The following is a 25661-nucleotide window of genomic DNA, read 5'->3' as shown; positions in this document are numbered from 1 at the left end:
GATGAGTACTAACACTTTACCTGCGGCGCAGCGTTGGCGTCCAAGCGATCGCAGTATCGAGATCTTCACCAAAATACTGATGGTGATGCTCGGGTCGATCCTGATTGTTTCTGCCATCATGACCGTATTTCCGTTCATTTGGTCGGCGCTGCTATCAACCCGTGACCGTACCGAAATCTTTGGCACTGGGATTAGCTTTGCGATTGGCGACAGCTTAGCAGTCAACTACGCAAAACTACTGGAAATCATGCCGTTTTGGCAGGCGATGTTTAACTCTATCTACATCGCATTCCTAGGCACCACAATTTCACTGCTGTTTTGTAGCATGGGCGGCTATGCGTTTGCGGTGTACAAGTTCAAGGGCAAAAACGTGCTGTTTGGTATGTTGGTTGGCTCAATGATGATTCCGCCAGTGCTGAGTTTGATCCCTTACTTCATGATCGTGAAGTTCCTCGGCTTACTCGATAACCACTTAGCGGTTTGGTTACCATTCACAACGACACCATTTGGCATCTTTTTGATGCGCCAGCACGTGGTGGCATCGATTCCAAAAGAGCTGTTAGAAGCGGCGAAGCTCGATGGTGCGGGTGAATTTAGAACTTACTGGAGTGTGGTATTGCCACTGATGAAACCGGCGCTTGCAACTTTGGCTATCGTGCAGTTTGTCTTCTTCTGGAACATGTTCATGCAACCACTCGTGGTACTTACAACGCCAGAAAACTACGTGATTACGCAGGCACTGCGAAGCGTGCAGGGCATTCCGAATACGCCGTGGGGAGCGGTGATGCTCGGAACAACCATCTCCATTTTACCGTTAGTGATTACTTACTTATTTGCCTCTAAACAGATGATCAGCGGCTTGACCTCTGGTGCCGTCAAGGGCTAAGCGAAACAAAAGGTTTTATAACAATGAATAAATTCCAATTACCACAAGATTCAAAATTACGTAGCCCAGAGTTCCTATTTGGTGTCGCAACCTCTTCTTATCAGATTGAAGGCGGTGCCCAGTTAGGTGGTCGTACGCCTTCGATTTGGGACACGTTTTGTAATAAGCCAGGTGCAGTCGACAACGCAGATAACGGTGACGTGGCATGTGATCACTATCATTTGTGGAAGCAAGACATCGAGATGATTCAAGGTTTGGGGGTGGGCGCTTACCGTCTATCGATGGCGTGGCCGCGCATCATCCCTGAAGATGGCAAAGTGAATGAAGAAGGTTTGAAGTTTTACGAGCAAATCATCGATGAATGCCACGCTCGCGGTTTGAAGGTTTTCGTTACGCTTTACCACTGGGATCTACCGCAATGCCTAGAAGACAAAGGCGGTTGGCTTAACCGAGAAACGGCTTACAAGTTTGAGGAATACGCGAAGGTAGTTAGTGCTTACTTCGGTGATAAGATTGATTCATACGCGACATTGAACGAACCGTTCTGCTCTGCTTATCTAGGCTACCGTTGGGGTGAACATGCTCCTGGCCTTAAGGGCGAGCGTGAAGGATTCTTGTCTGCGCACCACTTGATGCTGGCACATGGTCTGGCGATTCCACACATGCGCAAGAACGCACCAAATGCGATGCACGGTTGTGTGTTCAATGCGACACCCGCGTACCCATACAGCGATGCAGACATCGGTGCGGCAGAATACAGCGATGCGGAAGGTTACCACTGGTTTATGGATCCGGTATTAAAAGGCGAATACCCGCAGCTTGTCTTGGAGCGTCAATCGCACAACATGCCAATGATTCTGGAAGGCGATCTCGACATCATCCAGACCGATTTGGACTTTATCGGCATTAACTTCTACACCCGTTGTGTCGTGCGCTACAACGAACATGGCGATATTGAAACGGTACCTCAACCAGAACAAGAGCACACATTCATTGGTTGGGAGATTCACCCTCAAGCACTGACAGATTTGCTTCTGCGTTTGAACGACCGTTACCCGAACTTGCCACCACTTTACATCACTGAAAACGGCGCAGCTGGCGATGACCATTGCATTGCTGGTGAAGTGAATGATGAGCAACGTGTTCGTTACTTCCAACTGCATCTAGAAGCGTTGGATGCTGCGATTAAAGCAGGTGTGAATGTGAATGGTTACTTCGCTTGGAGCTTAATGGATAACTTCGAGTGGGCTTACGGGTACAAGCAGCGCTTCGGCATTGTCCACGTGGATTACCAAACACAAAAACGCACCTTAAAAGCGAGCGCAATTGCTTACCGTAACATGCTGCTAGATCGAGCAGAGGAGAACCAGTAATGGCAAAAGTCGAATTCAAAAACATCAAGAAATCCTACGATGATGTTGAGGTAGTGAAACACTTCGACTTCACGGTGCAAGATGGAGAGTTTGTGGTTTTCCTTGGTCCATCGGGCTGCGGTAAATCGACCACGCTACGTATGCTTGCTGGGCTGGAAAGCATAACGGGTGGTGAGATTTACGTTGGCGATAAGCTGATGAATAAAATCGATGCGAAAGATCGTGACCTTGCGATGGTGTTTCAAAGCTATGCGCTGTACCCACATATGACGGTATACGAGAACATCGCTTTTGCACTGAAACTGAAAGGCATGCCAAAAGACCAAATCGATGTTGAAGTGCGTAAAGCGGCAAAAATGCTTGAGTTGGACGCACTGTTAGATCGCAAACCAAAAGAGCTGTCTGGTGGTCAACGCCAACGTGTTGCGATGGGGCGTGCCATGGTTCGCACGCCTAAGGTGTTTTTGTTTGATGAGCCATTATCGAACCTAGATGCCAAGTTGCGTGGTGTAATGCGTGAAGAGATCAAACAGCTTCATCGTGAGCTAAAAACCACCACGATTTACGTAACCCACGATCAAATTGAAGCGATGACACTGGCAGACCGTATCGTGATCTTGAAAGATGGTTATGTAGCTCAAGTTGGCACACCAACGGAAGTGTTCCAACGCCCGGCCAACAAGTTTGTGGCGCAATTCATTGGCAACCCATCCATGAACATGTTGGATGCCAAGCTGATTGGTGAAGACGGTAACTGGGAAGTGGAATTGGGTGATGTTCGTATTCCTCTACCAGAGCGTTTCAAAGCACACGCATCGAAGAACTTAGCACTGCACTTTGGTGTACGTCCTACGGACATTCATCTACGTGCTGAGCAAGTGGATCATGACCGCGTGCTGCCATTCCCTGTCAAAATTAAAGACAAGGAGCTACTAGGTGCAAGTATTCTACTGAAAACGGAAATTGCTGGTCAGCCATTAATGGTTGAAACACAAGCTGCGGAAGTGGATGTGGATAGTTTAACTCTCTACTTGGATTTAGATGCGATTCATCTGTTTGATGCACTGAGTGAAAACTCGCTAGCGACATTCTAAACCCTCGATATGAAAGCCAGTGCGCGCTTGCGTACTGGCAAATTATCTAGCTCTCATTTCCCATATCCAAACGTTGTCGCGTTCCCCGGCGCAACTTATATTTTTGTTATTAGCTTGCTGGGAAAATTCCTACAATGAAAAAGAAAAAAAGAGCAGCATCTATTTACGATGTGGCTAAGTTGGCTGGGGTATCACCGAGCACCGTTTCACGTTTCCTCAACCGTACAACTTTTGTCTCGGACGATAAAAGCCAAAACATAGAGAAAGCGATCAAGTCACTGGGCTATAAGCCGAACTATCAAATGGGACAAGGCACCAATACGCGTTCCATGACGATTGGCGTTCTTATCCAACATCCAGAAAGTCCGCACACCAGTCGTATCCTTAACGATATGGAAAAGGTTCTGAATGCTCAGGGGTACTCGTTGGTGATTGCGACGGGACATTGGCAGCGTTCATTGGAATCGCATGCTTTGGAGTATTTGGCGAAGAGTAATGTCGATGGCGTCATCATTGTAACGGGCAGTTTGACGGAAGCGCAGATACTGGAATATGCAGAGCGAATTCCGGTTGTTGCGGTTGGATACAATGTCATTGGCGATAAGGTTCGATCCATAAATATAGATAATGTATTGGGTGGATATATGGCGACACTGCATTTGATGCAGCAAGGTCACGTGAATATCGCGCATATTAAAGGGCTTTTGAATCAACCAGACGCCGTTGCTCGCTTTGTTGGCTACAAGAACGCACTGCAAGAGGCTGGCATTAAAGTGCTACCAAAATTGGTTAAGCAAGGCGACTTCAGCAGTGAGTCCGGTTACGCCAAAACCGTTGAGTTGATCGAATCTAAAGTGCATTTCTCCGCGTTGTTTGCTGCCAATGACCAAACGGCTTATGGAGCAATAAAAGCTCTGCATGACCATGGTTTTCGTGTACCAGAAGATGTATCCGTGATCGGTTTTGATGATTTGCCGACCTCACAGTATTTTACGCCAGCATTAACCACGTTGCGTCAGCCAATTGAAGAAGTCGGAGCGCTCAGTGCAGAGTCCATTCTTAATTTATTGAGTGGTGAGAGACACGAGGTGCGTTTGCCACCTATTGAGTTGATTGTTCGTCAATCTACCGCTTCAAAGTTTCGTCAGTCAAGCTAAGGCAATCCGTCGAATGCATTAGAAAATATTTTCCGAAACTCGACGAAATTTTGTTGTATTTGTGACCAAACTCCGTCTAGAATTCGCGCCTGCATTTTGGTGGTTAAGTGTTCAATTGCCGAAATGTCCAAATTCTAATAAATCTAATTTTTTGAACTGCCTCACAGTTTTCTGTGGGGCAGTTTTTAGTTGTAGGAAAGGTCTCAATTCATGCCTAAAAGCCAGAATATCAACCAGCGTATGTCTATCGTGGCATTGGCTTGGCCGATACTTGTCGAAATATTGCTACGGACGGCTTTAGGAACCAGTGATGTATTCATGCTGAGTGGTTACTCGGATAAAGCCGTCTCTGCGGTTGGGGTTATCACGCAGCTCACGTTCTTCCTGATCATCGTATCCACCTTTGTGAGTAGTGGCACGGGCATCTTGATCGCGCAATACAACGGTGCAGGGCGTGAGAAAGACTCCGTTGATGTTGGCGTTGCCAGCGTAGTTTTGTCCGTTATTGTTGGTGCATTTTTGAGTGTGCTTGCTGTGATCGGTGCGGTGTTCTTCTTACCTTACTACGGGTTAGAGGCGCAGGTTGAGCAATACGCAAGAGAATACTTGCTGATCAGCGGTGCGATGACGTTCAACGTGACGATTGGTATCGTCTTCACCACAATTCTGCGCAGCCATGGTTACTCACGCTCACCAATGGTGGTGAACCTTATCTCTGGTGTATTCAATATCATTGGTAACTACCTTGCTTTGTATCAGCCTTTTGGTTTGCCTGTGTATGGCGTTGAAGGCGTTGCGGTGGCGACTGTCGTCAGCCAAGTGATCGGTACTTTGCTATTAGGCGTGATTTTGAAACGCAGCAGTATTGAATTGCCAATGTCTAAGCTCAAACAAGTTCCGAAAGAGGTCTACAAAAAGATCTTAAAAATCGGTGGCATGAACGCGGGCGAAGTACTGTCTTACAACATGGCGCAAATCTGCATCGTGTACTTTGTGGTGCAAATGGGTACCTCTTCGCTAGCGGCATTTACCTATGCGCAAAACATCGCACGTTTCTCTTTCGCGTTTGCGCTCGCGATTGGTCAGGCAGCGCAAATCCAGACAGGGTACTACATAGGCAAAGGTTGGGTGACCAGCATTTTGAAACGCGTGCAGATCTACTTTTTGATTGGCTTTGCGGCGTCAACAGCAGCGACGTGTTTGATCTACCTATTCCATGAAGAGATTCTGAGCGTGTTTACCGATCAGCCAGAAATCTTGGCATTGGCGGGCGCATTGGTCATGGGGTCAATCGTGCTCGAGGCAGGACGCGTGTTTAACCTGATCTTCATTTCGGCACTCAAGGGGGCGGGCGACATCAAGTTCCCCGTACAGATGGGTATTCTGAGCATGTGGGGATTAGGTGTGGTGTTTTCTTACATCTTCGGCATTCACATGGGTTATGGCGTGATTGGTGCTTGGATGGCAATTGCTCTAGATGAATGGGTGCGCGGTATCATTATGGCAAGACGCTGGCGCTCTCAAGTGTGGACGAAGTTTAAAGTCAGTTAACTTCCGTTCATAAAAACCAGAGATTCCAGACATCTCGTTCCTCGATTCTGGAATGACAATGTTTAGTTATGGTGATTGGAAACCTAACTCTATAACGCGTCATTCCCGATAGCGACGGAGGAGCGCAGTCGGGAATCTCTTACTTGCTCTAAACGTAAAAAAGGCGCTGTAACTCAGCGCCTTTTTGCTATCTGCTTTTCACGTAGAGTCACTTTAAAACTCACACTCTGCTTGGAAACACATACGCTCCTTGCTGTACGGATGATCCAACTCTAACATCTCTGCATGCAAATGCAGACGGTTGGCTTTCTCGCCATATAAGCCGTCGCCAACCATCGCCATGTTCAAGCCCATGTGGTGGGCACTGTGTACACGCAATTGGTGGGTACGCCCCGTTTTCGGGTACATGTACACCTTGCTGCGTCCGTCTTTTATTTCAATCAGTTGCCAGTAAGTTTCGGCAGGTTTACCGTGCTCAAAGCACACAAGTTGACGTGGACGGTCATCTGGATCGCCACGCATAGGGAGCGAGATTTCACCTTCAGGCTCAGTTAATACACCTTCAAGCAGTGCCATATAACGCTTTTGTACGCCGCGTGTAATGAACTGCTTTTGCAAGCTCTTGTTCGCGCGTTTGGTTAAAGCAAACACCAAAATCCCCGAAGTCGCCATATCTAAGCGATGAATCACAAATGGTCCTTCGGCATCTGGGAACATTGTTTGAAGACGTGTGTACGCGGAATCCTTGATAGTTTTACCCGGAACAGAAAGCAGACCCGATGGCTTGTTGACGATCACCATGGCTTCATCTTGGAACAGTATTTCTAACTCTTTATCTTCTGCCCAATTTTCTGCCAATGGGTTTGGCTCCACATCCAAGCCTTGCAGCATGTGCCCCAAAATCGGCTGACACTTGCTGTTGCAAGATGGGTAAAACTTTTTGTGTTGGCGCACTTCCGATTTCGGCGATACGCCCCACCAAAACTCAGCTAATGCTAGTGGTTGGTAGCCATGCTTGTATGCGAACTGAAGCAGTTTCGGAGCGGCACATTCACCAGAACCGGCTGGTGGTACTGGATTGGTAGTAGGAGCAAAAATGTCCACCAAGTCGCGCTCTGCGTTGCGGTTGTCCAAGAAGCGGTATTGCTTATGCAGTTTGTGTTGTAGAGCATTAGACAAATCTTTGCGCTGCTCTTTGAGCCCTGCCAGTGTTTGTTCTAGCTCGGCTAAGCGTGCTTCTTTGATTGCCAGCCTTTCGTTCCAAGCTTGTTTGAGGTACTTGAGCACATTCTTCTCAGCAACGCTTTGTTTACCCAAATCATCCAGTAGCGCTTTTAGATCTTCTGGATTTAAGGTTTGCTCGCCTTGCGTACGTTGCTGTTTTCGTTCTGCACGACCGGTAATCATCACTTGGCGCTGGGCATTCTCTTCTTGTTGATACGCTTCGCGGTCGGCTTTAATTTCTGCTTTCAGTTGTGCCAGTTCTGGATTAGCAGCAAAGGCTTTGTATTCCGCATTCGCCGCGTTAATAGCATCTGTCTCGCCACGAAAGAAACCTTCTTCCGTCAACATGTCGAATACGGGTGGAACAAAACCAGGGAGCAAGTTTTGATCGGCAATCTTGCCAGAGAACGCACTGAAGTAGCCAATCTCACCTTGTGGATTACGCACTAGCAAAACACCGAACATCTTACCGCGTCCACTTTGCTCATCCTCAAGACCAAAATCGTGCTCAAAGTCAGTTTGTGTCATGAGGTGCTGCTGTAATTGCTCGGCAGCCAATACACACAATGGGTGAGGGGTGTAGTAGAACGGAAACGTAAACTGCGCTGGCAAGTTATAGCCAGAAATGTCTGCAGAAAATCGAGTAAAGCATTGTTCAGGCGAGTGCATGAGAGTGAGTCCGCGCGAAATAAAAATCGAGCACGGATTGTACCTGTTTTGGCTGTGATTGCTATTCGAAGGCGCTCCTGGGCTGACGGTATCGGCTCGCTATGACTCCTTATCTCAATGATTTTCATCGCTTAGAACGCAGAAATTAGGATTGCGTTTGAAATGATTAATTTGAGTGATGTACTGTTTTGATTGATATACCCAAGTGACTTCAAGATGCAGGATTCAGAGCATTGTCATTGATTCGAGTTCAAGGAAAACAACACCGTGTAATAGCCAGCTCTTTCCAAGTTGTTTGACGCAGAAATCGGGGCAATGACACGCTCCCGAAGGGCGAGTTGTCTTGGCTTGTATACTTTGTTGCCGATTCTTGATTTAGAGTGACTAGATCTTTAAATCGTCGCCGCGTCTACAAACCAAGTCATTCTCGCTGAACCTAGCATCTCGAGGTTACTTGGGTATAAGAAAGAGCGTTGTTCTCGAATGATTTATTAGATGCAAAAGGAAAAGCATGTCGAAACTGGTGTTGGCATTGATACGATTTTATCAACGCTATTTATCCCCACACAAAGGGTTCCGTTGTGCTCATGCGGTGTACTACGGCACGGATTCTTGTTCTGCAGCCATCAGCAAAATAATTCAACGTAAAGGCGTGTTTTCTAGCTATACCAGTGTTCAAGACCAGTTTACACGCTGTAGACATGCTCATCAGCGTCTTCAAACTGAGGAACCTTCCCGTAATCGCAAGCGGCGTAAGAACAAAGACTCATCTTGTGTAACGGATATGGGATGCAACTCTTTGGATTGCGTCCCGAGTGATGCCTGTAGCGGTGGCAATGATTCACCTTGCAATTGTTGGTAATGGACTCTGTACGTAAATAAAAAGGAATGTGATGACCACTGATCAACTCAAAACTCTGTTTGAAAATGATTTGCGACATAAGCTCGAACCGCTGGAAGCTTTACGTTTAGAAGCGCTTCGTCGCCGCAAGTTTCTTGGTGTCGCGGTGTGTGTTTTCTTTGGAGCAGTGGCTTTTGATATTGCCACCTTCGCTACCATGTTTGTGCTCTTGGCATTGTTGCTCGGCGGTTGGGCTTACTTCAACAAAAAGCACAATGAGTATCGTACAACCTACAAGCAATACATTATGCAGAGTTTGTTGGCACACATTGAGCCTTCACTGACTTGGGACCCAAGCCGCAAGCTTGACAAAGATACCTTTGAACGTAGTGGTTTGTACTTAGACCGCTGTGATGGTTTCGAAAGTGATGATTTTATTTCAGGTACCATCGGTGAAGCCAAAGTGGTGATGTCTGAGATTCAAGCATCAAAGCTCATCAGCTCTGGAAGTGACAGTTCGAGTAAGCATCACGTATTTTTTGCGGGGCTGTTTTGCGAAATCGACGTTCCGATGAATGAAGACATTTGCACCTTTGTGCTGACTGATCGTGATGATACGCCAACCTTGCGCGAAAAGTTGTGGGATAGCTTCTTCAAGATTCAAATAGGTAAACGAGTCCGGCTGGGCAATCCAGAATTTGACCAGCAGTATGAAGTGTATAGCGACGATTTAGACACGGCAAAGCAATTGTTAACGGATGAATTGATTGAGCGTGTGCTGACTTTTCGTCGTGAAAGTGAGTTTTCTAGCTTGTCGCTTTCTCAAGTAAACGGAAAGCTCTACATTGCCATCTCGCATTGGAAAGAGCTGTTTGAGCCTAAATTGGATGAACCTGCGGGTGAGTTTGAAGCGGTCGCGGAGATTTATCGTGAGTTGGATTTCTTGATTGGCACGGTTCGCAGTTTAGATCTTATGCGACCAATGATGGAGCCTGATAGTGTCGTAGAAACGGCGTAATCCCCTGTTATTCTCAAGCTGAAACTCGGTAAAGACTCGGTGATTTCAGCTTGAGATTCATCCAAGATCCTGTACCTTAGCGTGACTATTTTTTGCAGCTTGTTTTCATTCAAAGAGTGACCTGAGCTGCTTCACTTTTGAGTTAAAGTCATGTCACAAGCTAGCATCAAATTCATCGCCACCGATATGGATGGCACCTTACTTGACCAATATGGTCGTCTAGACCCAGAGTTTTTTGATCTGTTTTTACAGCTTGAAGAGAAGGGCATTTTATTCTCCGCAGCGTCAGGTCGTCAGTACTACAGTTTGCGTGATACGTTTGCGCCAATTCAAGACCGTATGATTTACGTGGCAGAAAATGGCACCTTGGTGATGCACCAAGACAAAGAGCTTTATAGCTGCACCATTCCGAAATCGGAAATCGATGAGATAGTAAAAGCGGCACGTGCGGTAGAAGGCACACACCTTGTACTGTGTGGTAAGCGTTCGGCTTACATCGAAACCAAAGATCCAAAAGCGTTAGAAGAGTTCCAGAAATACTACCACCGTTGTGAATACGTGCCGAATTTGCTGGCAGTAGAGGACGAATTTATCAAGGTCGCAATCTGTCACTTTGGTGGCTCAGAAGAATTGGTATTCCCTACAATGAGTGAGAAGTTTGGTCACAGTCATCAAGTGGTGGTGAGTGCGAAGATCTGGCTTGATGTGATGAACGCAGAAGCGTCAAAAGGGGCGGCGATCAAGCACCTTCAACAAACCATGGGTTTCGGTCCTGAAGAGACGATGACGTTTGGTGATTACCTCAATGACCTAGAAATGCTGCAAGTGAGTGAGCATTCCTATGCGATGGAAAACGCACATGAAGCAGTAAAAAAAGTGGCGCGCTTCTCAGCACCAAGTAACCGTGATTCGGGTGTGATGAAGGTCATCAAAGAAAAAGTGCTTTAATCGCCGCTTAGCGAATCTCAAGCATAAAAAAGCCCCGCCATTTGATGAGCGGGGCTTTTGTTTGTCTAAGGCTCAAACAGGTATAAGTTAGCGTACGTATTTCGCTGTCGCACTTACAAACCAGTGTTGTAGCTTGCCATCTGGGTTTTCTACCCACAAATCATTGTGATAACGGTAAATACGACCATTCACGGTTAGAGTTAGCATGTTGTCGCTGGTTTGCTCCATACGAATAAACTGGTCAGAAGTTACCAAAAACGGCTCTAGGTCTTCGGTGCTTGCGCCTTTGTATACAACAAAGTAACCGAACATGTTACCCGCGTCAGGGTCTGTAGAGTGAATGCGATGACCGACTAGTGTGTAGTTGTCGTTGAGCGCCTCTTTGAGGGTTTGTGCGCCCACTGTCTCGTGGGATGGGATAAAGACCCAAGCCAACACACCAAGCGCGATCACTAGCAGTAATAACACCGCTCGCATGAAATTTTTCATCATGGTTATCCGTTTAACGTTGGAATTTCATTTTGTACATGCGCTTATCCGCTAAATTGATTAGGAAGTCAATGTTGTCGGCATCTTGCGGGTAGCTCGCTGCACCTAAACTGGTGGATAGGGCTCCGGCTTGGTCGGAGGCGAGAATCGGTTTCTCAAACACTACATGGACGTGGTGCGTTGCTTCGGTAATTTTGTTCTCGTCGGTTGTGTTGATGATTACGGCAAACTCGTCACCACCCATGCGATAGACAGTAAAGTCATCCAATGCCATGTCGTTTAAGCGCTTTGCTATCTCGATTAAAGCGATGTCACCCGCTTGGTGTCCCAACGTATCGTTTATGTTCTTAAAGCCGTTCAGATCGAGTAGGAGCAGCGAAAACGGGGTTTTGGTTTCTTCCTTGCGATGTAAATCGAGAAACAAAGCACTGCGGTTGGCAAGATTCGTCAGTGGATCACTTAACGCGAGTTGTTTGTGGAACTTCGATTCTTGCTTATAGAAGTAGGTCAGCAGCGCCACGGTAAGTACGAAAATGCCCAACAAGATGTATTGCGCTTGCAGTAAATTGTACGCACGAACTTGCTGTTGCTGATAAAGCGGGCTTGCAACACGGAAGTTCTGGGTGACGTAGTCAATCATCTCCATGTATAGATTTTGCGTTGCGCGGTAAAACTGATTAGCAGCCACGCTGCTGCCTGTTTTGGCTTCAACTAAGATGGGTTCGAGTTGTTGAAATTTATCGAATAGAGAGACAAAGTACACGCGTACTTCTTCTCTTGATAGGAAAGAGTCCGCTTCTTTGTTGTTGATCAGCAAATCAAAACGGCTCCAAGCTAACTCATATTGCAGCTCGGCTCCATCAATGTTCATCACGCTCTCATTGAGCCGACGCGCTTCACCCACTAATTCCGATAACTCTTTAGATAAATGAAATAAAAACCAAGTCGCTTGGTTTTGTTGGGCAGAGTAGCTTTGGGTAAGTGCTCGGGTTTCTTTCAATAATACGATGTTGGCGAGCAGCAATGTCGATGAAAAAATCAACAATAATAACTTACTCTTAGTCGAAAATGGACCTTGTTTTGTAGGATGGGGTTTCGCCTTCATTGTTATTCTTCTTTCACGCTGATCCTGTTGATTTGCCAGACCATTTGCGAATGGTATGGGGCAATGTCTAGTTCTGGGTATTTATTTATAGAATAGATCAACCAGTAGGGACCTTTGTTTCGGATCTTGATGTATTTATGATTTTGTTTGTACGCCACGATAGGCTGGTAACGAAGGATATCTTCACGAGATAAATCGGAGTGGTAGTCATTCAATGCACGTACTTCAACGCGCTGGGGTACTTGTCCAAATGCATTTTGTAATAGGATGCTTAACTTAACACCTTCAAACTCGGCTGGCGTTTCGAGCCAAGGTAGTTTGGTGGTGTAGGTAGTTTGAGGCAATGACTCTAGGTCTTTTAATGCCACAACAACATCGGATTTCTCAGGACTGCTAAACTGTATCGTGTTTGCAAAAAGTGTCGGTGCAAACAAAAGCAAAGCGAGTGCCACTGTTTTTCTCATCTTGTGCCCTTTGATTTATTGCCCTTGTTTCGGCGGGATAGCGTCACTACACCGATCCGCAGAAATTTCGGTTATTTATTAATAATAGAGCCAACTTGATGGATTTATATAATACGTTATGGGTGAAAAGTAACCGTTGGTGGAATATACGTCAAGGTTAATGACATAGTTAAAAATAGAACTATTGGATGAATACATTATTTAGTCTATTTTGTGTGCAGTTTGCCTCACGTTGTCTAACTTTCGCGACACTTTCATCTCATTAGGAGAAGCGATATGTTTGATTGGTACTACAGGGTCATCCTCAATTACTCCAACTTTAGTGGTAGGGCTAGACGCCAAGAGTATTGGTACTTTACGTTAGTGAATGTGTTGGTCAATTTAGTGATGGGCATCATCGATCGAGTGATCGGCAGTGTGATGCAAATGGACAATTTTGGCTTCTTTGGTGTGATTTATGCCCTGTTCATTATGATCCCATCGATTGCGGTTACCGTGCGGCGTTTACACGACTCAGGACGAACTGGGTGGTGGGCGTTGATCGCTTTTGTGCCCATCATTGGTGTCTTAGTGCTGCTGTACTTTCTCATCCAAGACAGTGAAGAAGGCTCGAACCAATATGGTGCGAACCCGAAGCATGAGTAGAGATTTGGCTCTGAATCCAGCATCTTGAAGTTACTGGGTATAAGTGGGTTTAGATGCCTGAGCCCACTTGGAAATACACTGCACTGTCTTCATCGCTAAAGGCGAAGTCCATGCCTGCTTGCAGACCATAACGACGAGCGATGAGGTAACGAAAGCCCATGCCGTAAGCGTATTCGGCGTTGTTTTCGAATAGTGATGCTTCGGTTGAAGCGTAGCCAAAGCCGCCGAAAACATTCGTCGACCAGCGCGTGTTCCACTGATAGGTCAGTTGTGATTCGACTGACAGTGTCTCGTCCCCTTGATAACGATTTCTCGCAACGCCACGCAGTTCAATGTCTGGATAGGACGCTGGTGGTAAAAAGCGTTCGTCAGTGTAAAGAGATTTGTATTGACCACGTAGCGCTAGCGACCATCGATCCGCTAACTCCCAATAGTTAATGCCTTCCACATCCAGTTGTTCGTATTCGTAATCACTGCCAATCGCGTCGTTGTACCAAAGGTATTCGGCTTTGTAGTTGTAGCCTTGCGTCGGACTAAAGAAGTTGTTTCTGCTGTCCCATTCCAGTGTCAGACCCAATCCAGAGGTAGTCGGAGAGGTATTGGTCAGGGTTTGCAATAACTTATCGGCAACAGGGGAGTTGGTGATTTTCTGATCGGTGACGAAATAGAGCTGTTTCACACCGATAAACAGCGGAGCATCAATAATGCGGTATTGAAGATGGTTGAGCATGCCACCGCCAGTTATTTCAAAATCCAACCCTTTGCCGTTAAAGACGCTATCTAAGCCTGGCAAGGTGGATTGCGGATAGAAGGTCATATTGAAGTCGCCATAACCCACTCCACCTAGGTAACGCACCGTGTCTTGCGCCCACGTCCGGCGGTGCCCTAAGAAGCCCATCCAAGTGCCGTTTTCGGTGGCAAAACCACCGATTGCAGTAATGGCTGGTGTTAGTAGCTGCGCACCACCATCGAGAGAGGTTTCTGCCAGTTTGCGCCTTTTCTCCCGTTGCTCATCGGATTCATGCAAAAACACGCCAGTGAAGCCCAAGCCATAGCCCACGGCGGGCTCGGTAATCACTATCGGGACGGGCAGAAATCCATAAGCGTTTTCAGCCAGATATTCTCCCATGTCCAATTGCCCATCAATGGGATCAAAAAAGTTGATTGCCTGAGCCATTGGAGAGGCGAGCAAAAAGCTGAAACAGGTGGTACTAATGATAACTGACGATGGTTTTTTCATAGGGTCCTATTCGGGTCTATGGACCCTAGTAAGCGAATAGCGTTCCCTTACAAGTTAGACACCAATCAGAGCAATTGCAATGGTGGTTTTGTAAAGAGAAGGTGAGTGTTTTTAAAACGCAAAAAGCCACCCAATAAGTGGGTGGCTTTGTATATTTAACCATTCAGTTTTTTATCGTTTTTCTAATGTCACAACCAAGGTTAAGCAAATAAGTACTTAGCGTGGAAGTTCAAGTGTTCAGCGATAAAGCTAGAGATAAAGAAGTAGCTGTGGTCGTAACCTGGCTGCATGCGCAGTTCAACTTCAGAATCATGAGCTTTTGCTGCCGCCAGTAACGCATCAGGCTTCAATTGCTCAGCAAGGAAGTTATCAGCATCACCTTGGTCTACCAAGATTGGCAATGGTGATTTCGCTTGTTTGAGTAATTCACTTGCGTCGTATTGTTTCCAGCTTTCAATATCGGTGCCTAGGTAAGCGGTAAACGCTTTCTGACCCCAAGGGCATTGCATTGGGTTACTGATTGGGCTGAAAGCAGAAATTGAGCGGTACTGATCTGAATTCTTCAAACCAATGGTAATTGCACCATGACCACCCATGCTATGACCCGAAATCGACTTCACGTCAGAGACAGGGAAGTTGCTTTCAATGATCGCAGGTAGCTCTTGGGTGATGTAATCGTACATGTGGTAGTGACGCGACCACGGCTCTTGAGTGGCGTTTAGGTAGAAACCCGCGCCTTTCCCCAAATCGTAGTTCTCGTCGTCTGCAACGTCGTCACCACGTGGGCTAGTATCCGGTGCCACAATGGCGATACCTAACTCAGCAGCCATGCGAAACGCACCGGCTTTCTGCATGAAGTTCTCATCAGTACACGTCAAACCAGACAACCAGTAAACCACAGGCACTGGGTTTGATTTGGTTGCATTTGGCGGCAAGAAGATCGCAAAGCGCATGTTGCAATTTAAAGCGCGAGATTCGTGTGTGTATTGTTTATGCCAACCACCGAATACTTTGGCTTGGCTTAGGCTTTCAATGGTCATGGATAATCTCTCGATAAAACAATGTTTGTTTGAAACTGTGAGTATTTAAAACAATGATTTTTAACGGTGGACAAGACCGTTAAAGACAGCGGATAGCTCTCTTCCCAAAAGAAAACGTGTCCAAGAGAGAAGAGAGCCTGTTTCAAATTTTCAAATATCAGTCACATTACGTGAACCGTTACCTTGGATTATTTATCCATGTGAAGAACGGTACGGATAGATTCACCTTTGTGCATCAGTTCGAACGCTTCGTTCACGTCTTGTAGACCCATAGTGTGCGTGATGAATTCTTGTAGACCGAACTCGCCAGCCATGTAACGGTTTACGATTTCTGGAAGCTCAGAGCGACCTTTAACGCCACCGAAAGCAGAACCGCGCCATACGCGACCAGTTACCAGTTGGAATGGACGAGTTGAGATCTCTTGACCTGCACCAGCAACACCAATGATTACTGACTCACCCCAACCTTTGTGACAACACTCAAGTGCTTGACGCATCACGTTTACGTTACCGATACATTCGAATGAGTAATCAACACCACCGTCTGTCATCTCAACGATAACGTCTTGGATTGGCTTGTCGAACTTCATTGGGTTGATGACGTCTGTAGCACCAAGTTGTTTCGCTAGGTCGAATTTACTTTCGTTGATGTCGACACCGATGATGCGGCTTGCTCCAGCCATACGAGCACCGATGATTGCAGAAAGACCGATACCGCCTAGACCGAATACAGCAACTGTGTCGCCTTTTTCAACTTTAGCTGTGTTTAGTACCGCACCCATACCAGTGGTTACGCCACAACCTAGAAGACAAACTTCTTCAAGTGGTGCTTCTTTGTTTACTTTCGCTAGTGAGATTTCTGGAAGAACCGTGTACTCAGAGAAAGTAGAACAACCCATGTAGTGGAAAATAGTCTCACCGTTGATAGAGAAACGGCTTGTGCCATCTGGCATTAGACCTTTACCTTGAGTTTCACGAACTGCCTGACATAGGTTAGTTTTGCCAGATTTACAGAACTTACACTCACCACATTCAGCGGTGTAAAGTGGGATAACGTGGTCGCCAACTTCAACGCTTGTTACGCCTTCGCCAACCATTTCAACGATACCGCCACCTTCGTGACCAAGGATTGAAGGGAAGATACCTTCTGGATCGTCACCTGATAGTGTGAATGCGTCAGTGTGACAAACACCAGTTGCTACGATGCGTACTAGCACTTCGCCCGCTTTTGGAAGTTGTACATCAACTTCTTCCATTTTAAGTGGCTCGCCAGCAGCCCATGCAACCATTGCTTTTGATTTAATGTGAGTTTGACCAGGTTTGATTTCAAGCGACATTGGATGTTTCCTTTATATTCTCAGTATATGGAGTGACGTCATAAGCGTAGTTGAGGTTTGTTCACTGCGCTGCGTCGTTTTGTTGGTGCCCATTTTAGGTGTTTCATGAAAAATGATAATCCGGCTAAATTGAAAATGATTTTTACGTATGTGTAATAATTAGTTCGATAACGTCATTGTTAGTGCGAGTGAGGTTAAGAAGAATGACAAAAATCGCATTGGTGTTTGACCTCAAGTGCAGTTGAGGGTTTAGTGTTGTTGCCACCGTAAAAACGTTGAATTGGAATGGGTATGAACCAAACAGATCTTCAAGCCTACTTAAAGAAAGTGGGTATCTCTCAATCGCTGAATATCAATACTGATACTTTGTTATTACTACACAATGCTCAGCATCGTCGTTTGCCTTTTGAGAACTTTGATATTGCGCTTGGGCGTGGCATTTCAGTTGCTGAACAAGACATTATTAACAAACTGATTTATCGCGAGCGTGGTGGCTATTGCTATGAATTGAATGCATTACTTTTGAATGTACTGAAAACCATCGGCTTTGATGCACGACCGTTGTTGGGGCGCGTTCATTTGTCTGGCACACCATCAGGTCGAACGCATCAATTCACTTTGGTGACCATGGGGGAAGATAAGTGGATCGTTGATGTGGGGTTCGGTTCTAACACGCCACGCGCACCACTACCCTTTGTACTCAACCAAGATATTCACACTGATCTTCAAACATTCAGATTTATCGAACATGAGTTAGTTGGCTATATGTTGCAAGTTCAATCCTATGATGACCCTGAGCAATGGATTGATTTGTATAGTTTAGACTTTGAACACGTATTTGACGGTGACATCGTATGCGGCAATCACTACACATCGACTTCACCAAATTCCCATTTCACTTCGAGTCGAGTTGCGGCGTTGGCGACAGATAGCGGCATCATTACTTTGTTCAATCGCAGTTTAAAGTACCGAGCAAATGGTGAGGTCGTTGAGATTGAGCTGGAAGCGGGAGAAACGTATCTATCTGCGCTTAAAACCCATTTTGGTATCGCTCTTGATGCTGATTACTCATCTTTAAAGCCAGTGTAAGAGTCGTAACTGAGGGGGAATCGTGCTCGAAATGAGACTTCAAGCATCGCGTTACGCTTAATTTCCTTACTTATCGGCTCAAAAATGGAAAGCGCAGCTCAACCTGCGCTTTTTTTATTTGCGCTATATCTCAGTAAGTGAGTTTTCAAAGGTTTACTTTTAACCTTGAAGAATAAATGAGGTAAATCATGCGCTTTGAATACTTGCTTGATGATGAGGTCACCCAAGAACTCGATGCTAAGTTAAGAGCTTTGCTGTCCACTTGCTTCACCAAGGAGCAAGACAAAATCTTTCAAACTCAACGTTATTTCAATGAAATACCTCGTCACCGCTATCTAATTTGGGATGGCGATAAACTCGCTGCCCATGTTGCCGTACACGAAAAACAAGTCATGATTGATGATCAATCTTTTCCCATTAGTGGTATTGCAGAAGTCTGTGTTGACCCCGGTTCTCGCGGGTTAGGGCTGGTGAAAATCTTGTTGGAAGCGGTTCATCAGGATGCATTGGAGCGAGGCGACGCATTTTCTGTTTTATTTGGTCGCACGCCAGTTTATCGATCCAGTGGTTATACGCCCATCAATAATTTGAAGATAAAAGTTGCCCCAAATCATTGGGTCAGTACTGATGACACCATGGTATGCTCTCTGAAAATTATTTGGCCGCAACAGACGGTTCATTTAGTCGGCTATCCTTTTTAAACGGGTTTTCTCCGCGATTAACTTTGTGTGAGAATACGTAATAAATTGAATTCCATAGGATCAAAATCATGGCGAATTGGGAAGGCGTCAGCGAATTTGTCGCCGTCGCAGAAACCAACAGCTTTACCGGCGCAGCCAATAAGCTCAAAACATCGGTCGCGCAAATCAGCCGTCGTGTATCAGCGTTAGAAGAACGCTTAGCAGTGAAATTGCTTCATCGTACTACGCGTAAAGTGTCGTTAACTGAAGCTGGTCAACTTTATTACCAACAGTGTAAGCACCTTGTGGAAGGGTTAGAGTTAGCTGAGTTGGCGGTAACTCAGATGCAAGCCGAACCGAAAGGTGTGCTCAAAGTGACTGCGCCCGTGACCTATGGGGAAATGAATCTTGCTCCGCTGCTGCACCAGTTTTTAGAAAAGTACCCGCAAGTAAATCTCGATCTGATTCTTACTAACCAAAAGCTCGATTTGATTGAGCAAGGTGTCGATGTGGCGATTCGTTTGGGACGCTTGCAAGACTCGAGCTTGATCGCTAAACGCCTTTCATCGCGTCAGCTGTATGTGTGTGCTAGTCCCGCTTACTTAGAGCGCTCTGGTGAGCCGCATACCTTGTCTGAACTGAGTCATCACCAATGCTTGGTGGGTACCGCTGACTATTGGCACTTCAAAGAGCAAAAACGTGAGAAGTCTCTGCGTGTCTCTGGTCGTATTAAGTGCAACAGTGGTTTTGCCTTGGTGGATGCAGCGAAACGAGGCTTAGGCTTGGTACAACTGCCAGACTATTACGTGCAAGAGGCGTTAGACAATGGCGAGCTGGTGGAAGTGTTAACCGATTACCGAGACGATCGCGAAGGTATTTGGGCGCTCTATCCGCAAAACCGTAACCTCTCACCTAAAGTTCGTCTGCTGATTGATTTCTTGGCTGAGAGCCTAAGTTAGAAATAGGTATTTATGTGTTTAAAAGCTAAGTAGCAAATCTTGTTACTTAGCTTTTTTTGCGCTCTGAAATCACAGTTCGTTTAGCTCGGCATCTTCGCGTTTGATGACCTTATGACCATCTTCTGATACGCCTTGTTTCCAGTAACTGCTGAGGTAAAGGTTTTCGCGCTCCACTTCTTTTTCGTTACGGAAGTATTGGCGTAGCGCGCGCATTGAGTCGAACTCACAAGCACACCACACTGCTGCTTCACCCGTTTTCCATTCTAGTGCGCGGACTTTATCTTCGAGTGATTGCTCGGTGACCCAATGGATTTCCACACCTGCTGGTGCTTCGAGAGCTTGGATATCCGCTTCAGAAATCACGCTGATCACGGCATAGCCTTTTGCGTCTTCTGGCAGAGTGCGAATCTTCGCTGATAGCGCTGGCAACGCTGTCATATCCGCAGCCATAAAGAACCAGTCGGCTTCAGTGTTTAGGTTCGAGATACTGCCAGGACCGGCGATGTTGATGGTGTCGCCTTCTTTAGCGGACATCGCCCAGCGCGCTGCAAATCCACATTGTAGGTCTTTAGTAATATGGCGAACGAAGTCGACTTCAATCGTGCATGCTTGTGGAGCGAAGCGACGAATGGTGTAGGTACGCATAACTGGACGGTTTTCTTCAGAAAAGCCTTGGATGTCAGTACCGCCTGTTTCGTTGAACAGCAGCTTGATGTAGCTGCCTTCGCAATCTTGTGGAAAGTTGCCTAGTGCTTCGCCTTGCAGGGTAATACGCTGCATGTTGGGCGTTACTGTTTGTGTGTTGATAACAACGAGGCTTTTTGGTTGTGGTTTCTTTTTCATTTTAATTCACATTTCACTACGTTTGATAACTATTCTCTTTCTCATCTAAGATTAACAGTATCTTAGTAAGGCAGATAGCGTCTTTATCTAAATTTACACTCTGATGTGAAAATCGGCGATTTAATTCCGACAGACCTCGCCCGAATGAACACTTCGTCATCCATGTTTATAAGATTTGGGTTTAAAGAATAAAAAAGGGCACCGAAGTGCCCTTGGTAGAATGAGAGAGGTTGCTTATTGCGTTTGCTCTAACAAATGTGTCTTCAAGAATCGATCCATCGCTTGGTAACCATCGAGGCGATTTTCAAGAGAGCGGAAGCCATGACCTTCATTCTCTTTCACGATGTATTCTACTTCGACGCCACGTTCACGAAGAGCATTGACGATTTGGTCAGATTCGCTTTTCACTACACGTGGGTCTTTCGCGCCTTGTAGAACCAATAATGGAGCTTTGATTTGGTCAACATGGAATACTGGTGAGTATGCTTTCATCATCTTCGCATCTTCTGGGTTATTCGGATCGCCAACTTGCTCATGCAGCATAGCTAGGAATGGTGCCCAGTATGGTGGAATGGAATCCATGAAAGTAAAGAGGTTGGACACACCAACGTAGTCGATACCACACTTATATAGGTCTGGCGTGAACGTCACACCTGCTAATGTGGCGTAACCACCGTAGGATGCGCCGTAGATACATACTTCACCATCTTGTGCGTAGCCTTGGTCAATCGCCCATTTAACGCCGTCAGTGATGTCATCCTGCATCGACTGACCCCATTGCTTAAATGACTTCTCCCAGAATTCACGACCATAACCTGTTGAACCACGGAAGTTCATCTGTAGAACGGCAATACCACGGTTTGCAAACAACTGAACTTCTGGTTGGAAGCCCCAGTGATCGCGAGCCCAAGGACCACCGTGCGGCAGAACAAGCAGTGGCAAGTCTTTCGCTTCACGGCCTTTTGGTAACGTTAAGTAGCCATGGATGGTTTCACCATCACGAGCGGTATATGTGATTGGCTTCATCTCCGCCATGTCTTCAGGCTTATGCCAAGGTGCGTTTGCAGCTAACTTCTCAAGTTGGTCTGAATCGCGATCGTAGTAGTAGTAATTAGGACGGTCGGTGTCGCTGTAGGTCACGACGATCATTTTTCTCTCGTCGCGAGTGGTGTTGTTCACCGAGATTTCAACTCCCGGTAGCTTTTCTTGCAGACGCTCAAAAGTCTCTTCATAACCTTTATCAAGGAAATGGTACTGACGTTTGTCTGTCACATAAGAGATCGTTGTGAGCTTGTTGAGTGCATTTGAGTAACTTGCACTGGTGACGTCCACTTCTGGGTGAGAGAAGATCTCGCGCACTTCTTTATTAGCCTTCACATCATATTCGATGATCGCTGATTTATCGCGAGTGATACGTGAGGCAACGTACAGGTTCTTGTTATCTGGTGTAAATGAGATTGGAGAGAAGTCTTCTTTGAAGGTGAGGTTCTTTAATGGACGGAACTCTTCATCCACGGTATCACGGTACAGAACCGCTGTATTTACGCCGTCTGAAGTTGAAATCACGCGGATGTTCCCATCGTGGTCTGTACCCCAGTAACGCACATTCCCTGGGTTTTGAGCCACAAGCGTGTTCTTACCCGTTTTTAAGTTATGACGATAAACATCAAACACTTGCGGGTTACGTTCGTTGGTCGTGATAAGAATGTCATCTGGTTGGCTTTCTAAAGTGTCGATCACATAAGCCACTACGCCAGATGTAGGTGTGATGGTTTGCTCTTCACCCGTTTTGACATTGACCGTTACGAGATAGAAGTTTTCATCACCGCCCGTATCGCGAGAGTAAATAATGGTGTCATCACCAACCCAGTAGTAGTAAGCGATGTCACGACCAGTAATTGACGTAATACGTTTCACATCCTCTGACTTACCAACTGGATGAACAAATACGTTTTTACGGTCTTGCCACGGTTTCATCATTGAAATGTAATCTCCAGCAGGGGAGATTTGGTAGCTAGAGACTTCAGCATTACGGAAGAAGTAATCTACGGGATATTCCGGTGGGATAACTTCGGCAGTCGTCGTGGTTGAAGTTTGGCTACAACCCGCGAGTAGTAGACCAAAAGCGGCAGCAAGAATAAGCTTGCGAGTACGCATTGTATAACGCTCCTTGTGTGACGGACCTGTCAGCATCGTGCTTGTCGGTCAGAATGAATCGATAGTCGCTATTCAAGAACAAAAGCGACAAAGCAGTGAAAGAAAAGCCAAAATCGAATATATCGATAGGGCTTATGTTTGAGGGTTTTTAATATTCTTGTCACTGCTGTTGCTACTATGACCCAATCCATCCTTGGAAGTGGCGATTTTTTGTACTTACCGAACAAGGGACTAGTCGAAATTTGGCATAAGTCACACTTATCTTTCGCTGTTTTGTCATTTATATCATTGGGATAGTCGACAAAAGCAAAAGTGCTGCCATGCCATAGTTGAATCCTTTCACTCGTTTGGAGGTAGTAAGCCAGCGCTGAAGCTGGATACCAGCAGCGGTCCAAAAGGTCACGGAAGGCAGATTCGCGAGGCAAAAAATACCCGCGATGAATGCCAGTTCTAGCCAAGAGCCACCACTGCTGTATACCGTGATTGCGGTTAATGCCATTGACCAACCTTTCGGGTTGACCCATTGAAATGCTACTGCACCTAAAAAGCTCATTGGGCGGTAATCATCGTTGACTTCCGTTTTACTGCTGGTGGCAATTTTATATGTTAGGTACAGCAAGTAAGTCAGACTCAATACCTTAAGAATGCTATGCGTGATCGGGTAAGCATGGAACAAGCTCATCAAGCCAATGCCAACTAAGATCAGCATTGCGCCAAAGCCGAGGGTAATCCCCAGCATATGGGGGATAGTGCGTTTAAAGCCGACATTGGCGCCAGATGTCATGAGCATGATGTTGTTTGGACCCGGAGTGAAGGTCGAGACAAACGCAAACAGCGCGAGTGCACCAAGTTGAGAGTATTCCATAGTGTGTTCCTACAAATATGTTTGCCACAAAGTGATGGGCAAGGGGTTACGTTTTCTGACCGGTCAAACACAATGATAGGTAGAAGTGTCATCAATTTTGTGCTTTTATTTGATGAAAATGCTTCGCTTAAACAACAAAAGAACATTATGGATAGATTTGACGAAAGAATATTGCAAGCACTGAAATCGGACGGAAGAATCTCCAATGTAGAGCTGTCTGAGCGCGTTGGATTGTCGCCGTCTGCTACTTTGCGCCGCGTACAAGACCTCGAACGCAAAGGAACTATCAAAGGCTATCGCGCAGTGTTGGACAATCAGCAAATGGGCGTTGGTTTTGTCGCTTATGTGTCGATAGGTTTAGCGTCGCACTCAAAGCAAGCGCAGCTCGGTTTTGAAGATCATGTACGTTTTGTTGATGAGGTGGTGGAATGCCATAACATCACAGGGGCAAATGAATATTTGTTGCGTGTCGAAACTCAAGACCTTGCGGCATACAAAGCGTTTCATGCAGACGTGCTTGGTGAATGCGAACATGTCAAAGCAATCACGACCATGGTGGTGATGGACACACCAAAAGATGAACGATAACCGCTATAGGGAACATTGTGTTGTAGCACATCAATTTGAAGTGACTCGAAAGAGTGAGTCGAGTATGACTGCAGTCCACATAAAATGCTGGAAAGCAGGCTACAATCTGACAATTCCAGCATTTATTCTCACCTTCTAAATAATCGCATCCTGCTAGTTTTTCTACGTCGTTGCTTGGTTCGCGAGCAGCGTGATAGAAAATTTAAGGATGAATGATGAAATCATACGTAACCCTTCCCCTAGTGAGCTTGGGCGCGATTGCAGCGTTAAGCTCATTTAATGTTAATGCCCACGGCTGGGTCGAGTTTCCAAGCGCACGTCAAAATACCTGTTATTTAGACGGTGGCTTTTGGACCAATGAAATTCCAAACCAAGCGTGTCAGGCTGCTTATGACGAGTCGGGGGCATACCCATTTGTTCAGCGCAGTGAAGTGGCGGCTAACGTGCCAAATTATCGTGATATGGCACATGTACAAGCAATCGTTCGTGATGGAGAGCTGTGTTCTGCAGGCGATGCGGCGAAAAAAGGTTTAAACATTCCATCGCCAAATTGGCAGCGTACCAATGTTACCCCAGACGCCAACAACCAAATTGAATTGGTGTTCTATGGCAAAGCTCCACATAACCCTTCTTATTGGGAGTTCTACCTTTCCAAGCCAACTTATGACGACACGCAACCTCTTACTTGGGACGATTTAGAACTGATCGATACGGCTGGTGACGTTTATGTTGATGCAGAAAAACGCTACCGCATGCAAGTGACCTTCCCTGCTGATCGTTCGGGTGATGCGATCCTTTACACTCGCTGGCAGCGTATTGATGTAGCGGGTGAAGGTTTCTACAACTGTAGTGATATTACGTTGAATGGTAATGGCACCACACCACCAACTGACCCTGTCGAACCCACCGATCCGGGTAATAACCTCACGTCACTTGGCTATTTTGTTCCACAAGGGTTTGGTCCTGTCGAGGCGGGTGATACCGTGCGCTTTCGTACGTTTAATGAAACAGGTACTGAGATCGTCGACCTTTCACTCCCTATTAATGCCAATAACACGACGACATGGGCAGCAGAACTGGCAGATCAATTTAACTCACAGCAAACCGGTGATTGGTATGTAGGTATTTGGCATGAAGCGATGAATCACTACATGTTCGATACGAACAATGTTTATGCGAACCAAGTATTGGCTCCGAGTGCCAATTTTAGTTACGCATTATCGTTGATTAAAGGCGATACTCAACCACCAGTCGAGCCAACCAATCTTTGGAGCAAAGACGCGGTGTACAACCAAGGCGATGTCGTAACGCACAATGGTCGTGAGTGGACCGCACAATGGTGGACTCGTGGCGAAGAACCTGGAACAACAGGTGAATGGGGTGTTTGGCGCTAGCATTC

Annotated in this window: 24 protein-coding genes; 14 read left to right on the top strand and 10 right to left on the bottom strand. The window is 46.1% G+C overall.

All coding sequences use genetic code 11. From position 1 onward, the window contains the following. Nucleotide 1: 1 nt before the first annotated feature. From OH459_RS00545 to OH459_RS00525, 5 genes are all read left to right on the top strand, one after another. Nucleotides 2-886 carry a carbohydrate ABC transporter permease gene (locus OH459_RS00545; protein WP_005448996.1) on the top strand — a complete coding sequence of 295 codons (885 nt, stop codon included), beginning with the start codon at nt 2-4 and terminating at the stop codon, nt 884-886. A gap of 23 nt (nt 887-909) precedes the next feature. Further along, nucleotides 910-2259: a GH1 family beta-glucosidase gene (locus tag OH459_RS00540; RefSeq protein WP_269984633.1), complete on the top strand. Its 1350-nt coding sequence runs from the start codon at nt 910-912 to the stop codon at nt 2257-2259. Next, on the top strand, nt 2259-3353 hold the full coding sequence (locus tag OH459_RS00535) for an ABC transporter ATP-binding protein (RefSeq protein WP_005448999.1): 1095 nt from the start codon (nt 2259-2261) through the stop codon (nt 3351-3353). Before OH459_RS00540 ends, OH459_RS00535 begins: the two co-directional genes overlap by 1 nt. Before the next feature lie 134 nt (nt 3354-3487). Then, entirely contained in the window at nt 3488-4510 is a 1023-nt protein-coding gene (locus tag OH459_RS00530) for a LacI family DNA-binding transcriptional regulator (protein WP_009696617.1), read from the top strand. 210 nt (nt 4511-4720) lie between these two features. Continuing rightward, nucleotides 4721-6061: an MATE family efflux transporter gene (locus OH459_RS00525; protein WP_269984632.1), complete on the top strand. Its 1341-nt coding sequence runs from the start codon at nt 4721-4723 to the stop codon at nt 6059-6061. 213 nt (nt 6062-6274) lie between these two features. Here the strand turns inward: OH459_RS00525 and OH459_RS00520 are convergent, their stop codons facing one another. Beyond that, complete coding sequence (locus OH459_RS00520) at nt 6275-7954, bottom strand: RluA family pseudouridine synthase (protein ID WP_047514471.1); 1680 nt, start codon at nt 7952-7954, stop codon at nt 6275-6277. 511 nt (nt 7955-8465) lie between these two features. On the opposite strand from OH459_RS00520, the gene yidD reads away from it, so the two are divergent. From yidD to OH459_RS00505, 3 genes are all read left to right on the top strand, one after another. Beyond that, the gene (yidD, locus tag OH459_RS00515) at nt 8466-8816 is read left to right on the top strand and encodes a membrane protein insertion efficiency factor YidD (RefSeq protein ID WP_079401627.1); all 351 of its coding nucleotides are present in this window, start codon (nt 8466-8468) and stop codon (nt 8814-8816) included. A 31-nt stretch (nt 8817-8847) separates the two neighbouring features. After that, nucleotides 8848-9813, top strand: coding sequence for a DUF3137 domain-containing protein (locus OH459_RS00510; RefSeq protein ID WP_005447272.1), 966 nt, complete (start codon nt 8848-8850; stop codon nt 9811-9813). A gap of 150 nt (nt 9814-9963) precedes the next feature. Beyond that, nucleotides 9964-10761 (top strand): Cof-type HAD-IIB family hydrolase, encoded by a 798-nt coding sequence (locus OH459_RS00505; protein WP_269984631.1) that lies wholly within the window; start codon nt 9964-9966, stop codon nt 10759-10761. Between the two features lie 87 nt (nt 10762-10848). Here OH459_RS00505 and OH459_RS00500 read toward each other — a convergent pair whose 3' ends face one another. The 3 genes from OH459_RS00500 to OH459_RS00490 are packed head-to-tail and all read right to left on the bottom strand — an operon-like array spanning nt 10849 to nt 12819. Continuing rightward, nucleotides 10849-11253: a hypothetical protein gene (locus tag OH459_RS00500; RefSeq protein ID WP_045486053.1), complete on the bottom strand. Its 405-nt coding sequence runs from the start codon at nt 11251-11253 to the stop codon at nt 10849-10851. Between the two features lie 10 nt (nt 11254-11263). Continuing rightward, complete coding sequence (locus OH459_RS00495) at nt 11264-12355, bottom strand: GGDEF domain-containing protein (protein WP_005447275.1); 1092 nt, start codon at nt 12353-12355, stop codon at nt 11264-11266. Between the two features lie 2 nt (nt 12356-12357). Then, entirely contained in the window at nt 12358-12819 is a 462-nt protein-coding gene (locus tag OH459_RS00490) for a hypothetical protein (RefSeq protein ID WP_005447276.1), read from the bottom strand. Between the two features lie 276 nt (nt 12820-13095). Here OH459_RS00490 and OH459_RS00485 point away from each other — a divergent pair, with 276 nt between their 5' ends. After that, nucleotides 13096-13464: a DUF805 domain-containing protein gene (locus tag OH459_RS00485; protein WP_017189737.1), complete on the top strand. Its 369-nt coding sequence runs from the start codon at nt 13096-13098 to the stop codon at nt 13462-13464. Between the two features lie 49 nt (nt 13465-13513). Here OH459_RS00485 and OH459_RS00480 read toward each other — a convergent pair whose 3' ends face one another. From OH459_RS00480 to OH459_RS00470, 3 genes are all read right to left on the bottom strand, one after another. Continuing rightward, the gene (locus OH459_RS00480; RefSeq protein ID WP_269984630.1) at nt 13514-14704 is read right to left on the bottom strand and encodes a BamA/TamA family outer membrane protein; all 1191 of its coding nucleotides are present in this window, start codon (nt 14702-14704) and stop codon (nt 13514-13516) included. A 200-nt stretch (nt 14705-14904) separates the two neighbouring features. Beyond that, nucleotides 14905-15744 carry an S-formylglutathione hydrolase gene (gene fghA, locus OH459_RS00475; protein ID WP_009701302.1) on the bottom strand — a complete coding sequence of 280 codons (840 nt, stop codon included), beginning with the start codon at nt 15742-15744 and terminating at the stop codon, nt 14905-14907. Between the two features lie 188 nt (nt 15745-15932). After that, nucleotides 15933-17081, bottom strand: coding sequence for an S-(hydroxymethyl)glutathione dehydrogenase/class III alcohol dehydrogenase (locus OH459_RS00470; protein ID WP_005447284.1), 1149 nt, complete (start codon nt 17079-17081; stop codon nt 15933-15935). Nucleotides 17082-17372: 291 nt separating this feature from the next. Here OH459_RS00470 and OH459_RS00465 point away from each other — a divergent pair, with 291 nt between their 5' ends. From OH459_RS00465 to OH459_RS00455, 3 genes are all read left to right on the top strand, one after another. Beyond that, complete coding sequence (locus OH459_RS00465) at nt 17373-18170, top strand: arylamine N-acetyltransferase family protein (RefSeq protein WP_269984629.1); 798 nt, start codon at nt 17373-17375, stop codon at nt 18168-18170. A gap of 188 nt (nt 18171-18358) precedes the next feature. Beyond that, nucleotides 18359-18871 carry a GNAT family N-acetyltransferase gene (locus OH459_RS00460; RefSeq protein ID WP_005447287.1) on the top strand — a complete coding sequence of 171 codons (513 nt, stop codon included), beginning with the start codon at nt 18359-18361 and terminating at the stop codon, nt 18869-18871. 68 nt (nt 18872-18939) lie between these two features. After that, entirely contained in the window at nt 18940-19809 is an 870-nt protein-coding gene (locus tag OH459_RS00455; protein WP_050925373.1) for a LysR family transcriptional regulator, read from the top strand. A 69-nt stretch (nt 19810-19878) separates the two neighbouring features. On the opposite strand, the gene OH459_RS00450 is transcribed toward OH459_RS00455, so the two are convergent. The 3 genes from OH459_RS00450 to OH459_RS00440 all read right to left on the bottom strand — a co-directional run bounded on the left by OH459_RS00450 (nt 19879) and on the right by OH459_RS00440 (nt 23674). After that, a complete protein-coding gene (locus OH459_RS00450; protein WP_269984628.1) occupies nt 19879-20652 on the bottom strand; it encodes a siderophore-interacting protein in 774 nt (257 codons plus the stop codon). A 234-nt stretch (nt 20653-20886) separates the two neighbouring features. Then, entirely contained in the window at nt 20887-22809 is a 1923-nt protein-coding gene (locus OH459_RS00445; protein ID WP_269984627.1) for a S9 family peptidase, read from the bottom strand. Between the two features lie 280 nt (nt 22810-23089). After that, nucleotides 23090-23674, bottom strand: a complete 585-nt coding sequence (locus OH459_RS00440) for a LysE family translocator (protein WP_009702356.1) — start codon at nt 23672-23674, stop codon at nt 23090-23092. A gap of 147 nt (nt 23675-23821) precedes the next feature. Here OH459_RS00440 and OH459_RS00435 point away from each other — a divergent pair, with 147 nt between their 5' ends. Together OH459_RS00435 and OH459_RS00430 are read left to right on the top strand one after the other, a co-directional pair. Continuing rightward, complete coding sequence (locus OH459_RS00435) at nt 23822-24262, top strand: Lrp/AsnC family transcriptional regulator (protein ID WP_009695964.1); 441 nt, start codon at nt 23822-23824, stop codon at nt 24260-24262. A gap of 215 nt (nt 24263-24477) precedes the next feature. After that, a complete protein-coding gene (locus OH459_RS00430; protein ID WP_269984948.1) occupies nt 24478-25656 on the top strand; it encodes a lytic polysaccharide monooxygenase in 1179 nt (392 codons plus the stop codon). Nucleotides 25657-25661: the final 5 nt, after the last annotated feature.

The organism is Vibrio sp. MM46, from assembly GCF_027587135.1.
GTDB classification, from domain to species: Bacteria; Pseudomonadota; Gammaproteobacteria; order Enterobacterales; family Vibrionaceae; genus Vibrio; species Vibrio harveyi.
The sequence above is the reverse complement of the archived record's forward strand: the minus strand, read 5'-3'. Positions and strand labels throughout refer to the sequence as shown.